Here is a 1,577-nt window from a genome sequence, read left to right as displayed (position 1 = left end):
ACCTGGCAAATGGAGTGGATCGAAACCATCACCGACCGTCAAGGCAACGTACTCGATACGCCGCGCTTTAAAGCCACCATCACCACCCAAACCGTCCAACCCAAAAACAAAGCGGAGATGAACCAAAACCCGCTTGGCCTTTGGATTGCCACCTTCAACGACGTACAAATTAACTGAGGACGCTCATGAACGTAGTAAAGCCACTCTCTTTATGGGTGGGCATTGTCTTGACCAGCGGCGTCATGGCCGCGCCCGTGCCTCCTATCACTGGCAGTTCATTGATTGAAATGCCCCAAGCCTTAACGGCAAGTGAGCAAGCCGGACTCGACATCGCCAAACGCTGGATAAACGGCACCGATAAACCCATTCGTTCCCCCGATGGGGCGATCACTTACTTTTTTGGTCAATCCCTACCAAGCGTGGTGTGTGCGCCGCTCAAAACCTGTGACATTCAATTAGAGCCAGGAGAGCAAATCAGCAAAAACGGCTTAAACGCAGGGGACACCGTGCGTTGGGGGTTTACCCCAACCGTATCCGGTCAAGGCAGTGACGCCGTCACGCACATTTTGGTAAAACCCACCGACGTCAACATCGAAACCACGCTGCAAATTGCCACCAATCGCCGCTCGTACCTCATTAAGCTGACAGCGAAGCACAACGACTGGATGCCGATTGTGCGCTTTGATTACCCTGAAACGCTGCAAATCGCGATGGATTCGATGTATGAGCGCCAACAAACCGAGCAACACTCAAAGGAAATCGCCGATGGTTTGAACATCGATGACCTGGATTTTGACTACGACATTGAAGGCAACACGCGCTTTACGCCGGTTCGCGTCTACAACAACAGCGTCAAAACCATTTTAGAGATGCCGCGCAGCGTCGCGACGGGCAAACTGCCGTCACTCTTGGTCATTAACGCCGGACAGCGTGAGCTCATCAACTACCGTTATCGCAACGGGAAATTTGTGGTTGATGGCTTACCTGAGCAAATCGCGTTGTTACTCGGCGCGGGCAAACATCAACAAACCGTCCTCATTAAGCGTAAGGAGGGGTAATGAGAGTTTTTTTCATTTTGTTGGTGATGATGCTCAATGGCTGCGCCAGCTACGAGCCCGATCAATACGGCAACTACAATGACGTGACGCTCACGCCCAATGAGATGCACGCCATCAGTCAAGACATTGCCTCATTCCTTCGCCAGTCCGATGGCGCGCGTACCATCATTAACCTCAATAACGATGGCAGTACGTTTGCTAAAACACTCATTGAAGAACTGCGCTTAGAAGGCATTGGGGTGGCACAAGGCAATGAGATGGATTACCTCAGCCTGAACTACCGCGTGGAACAACTCAACCCAAGGCAATTCTTTGTCTCCGCCAAACTCAGCGATGGCCGCAAACTGTCACGAATCTGGGTGCTCAGTAATAACCTGCTTATTCCACTGAAAACCCGGGCTTACGGGGTGGAATATGAGTAACTTCACCCTCAAGCTCAATCCGTTGTCCGGCGTCGAGTCGGTTCACATCAAAAAGGGCGTGAAGTGGACCGTCATTGGATTGGGGGTATTGATGACC

Annotated in this window: 3 protein-coding genes; all 3 read left to right on the top strand. The window is 51.7% G+C overall.

The window, feature by feature from the left end; translation table 11 throughout:
- Positions 1 to 9 precede the first annotated feature (9 nt).
- From OU793_RS24410 to OU793_RS24400, 3 genes are read left to right on the top strand one after another with little or no spacing between them, the layout of a single operon-like run.
- On the top strand, positions 10 to 177 hold the full coding sequence (locus tag OU793_RS24410) for a VirB8/TrbF family protein (RefSeq protein WP_274647899.1): 168 nt from the start codon (positions 10 to 12) through the stop codon (positions 175 to 177).
- Between the two features lie 8 nt (positions 178 to 185).
- Positions 186 to 1,058 carry a P-type conjugative transfer protein TrbG gene (trbG, locus tag OU793_RS24405; RefSeq protein WP_024700470.1) on the top strand — a complete coding sequence of 291 codons (873 nt, stop codon included), beginning with the start codon at positions 186 to 188 and terminating at the stop codon, positions 1,056 to 1,058.
- Positions 1,058 to 1,480, top strand: coding sequence for a hypothetical protein (locus tag OU793_RS24400; RefSeq protein ID WP_024700471.1), 423 nt, complete (start codon positions 1,058 to 1,060; stop codon positions 1,478 to 1,480). The genes trbG and OU793_RS24400 overlap by 1 nt, the downstream gene beginning before the upstream one ends.
- Positions 1,481 to 1,577 lie beyond the last annotated feature (97 nt).

This window comes from Vibrio sp. VP6, assembly GCF_028823755.1.
GTDB classification, from domain to species: Bacteria; Pseudomonadota; Gammaproteobacteria; order Enterobacterales; family Vibrionaceae; genus Vibrio; species Vibrio parahaemolyticus.
The sequence above is the reverse complement of the archived record's forward strand: the minus strand, read 5'-3'. Positions and strand labels throughout refer to the sequence as shown.

Excerpts from the sequence above, each read along its gene's own strand:
- OU793_RS24410 (WP_274647899.1), top strand. The coding sequence starts at position 10 with ATGGAGTGGATCGAAACCATCACCGACCGTCAAGGCAACGTACTCGAT.
- trbG (WP_024700470.1), top strand. The coding sequence starts at position 186 with ATGAACGTAGTAAAGCCACTCTCTTTATGGGTGGGCATTGTCTTGACC.
- OU793_RS24400 (WP_024700471.1), top strand. The coding sequence starts at position 1,058 with ATGAGAGTTTTTTTCATTTTGTTGGTGATGATGCTCAATGGCTGCGCC.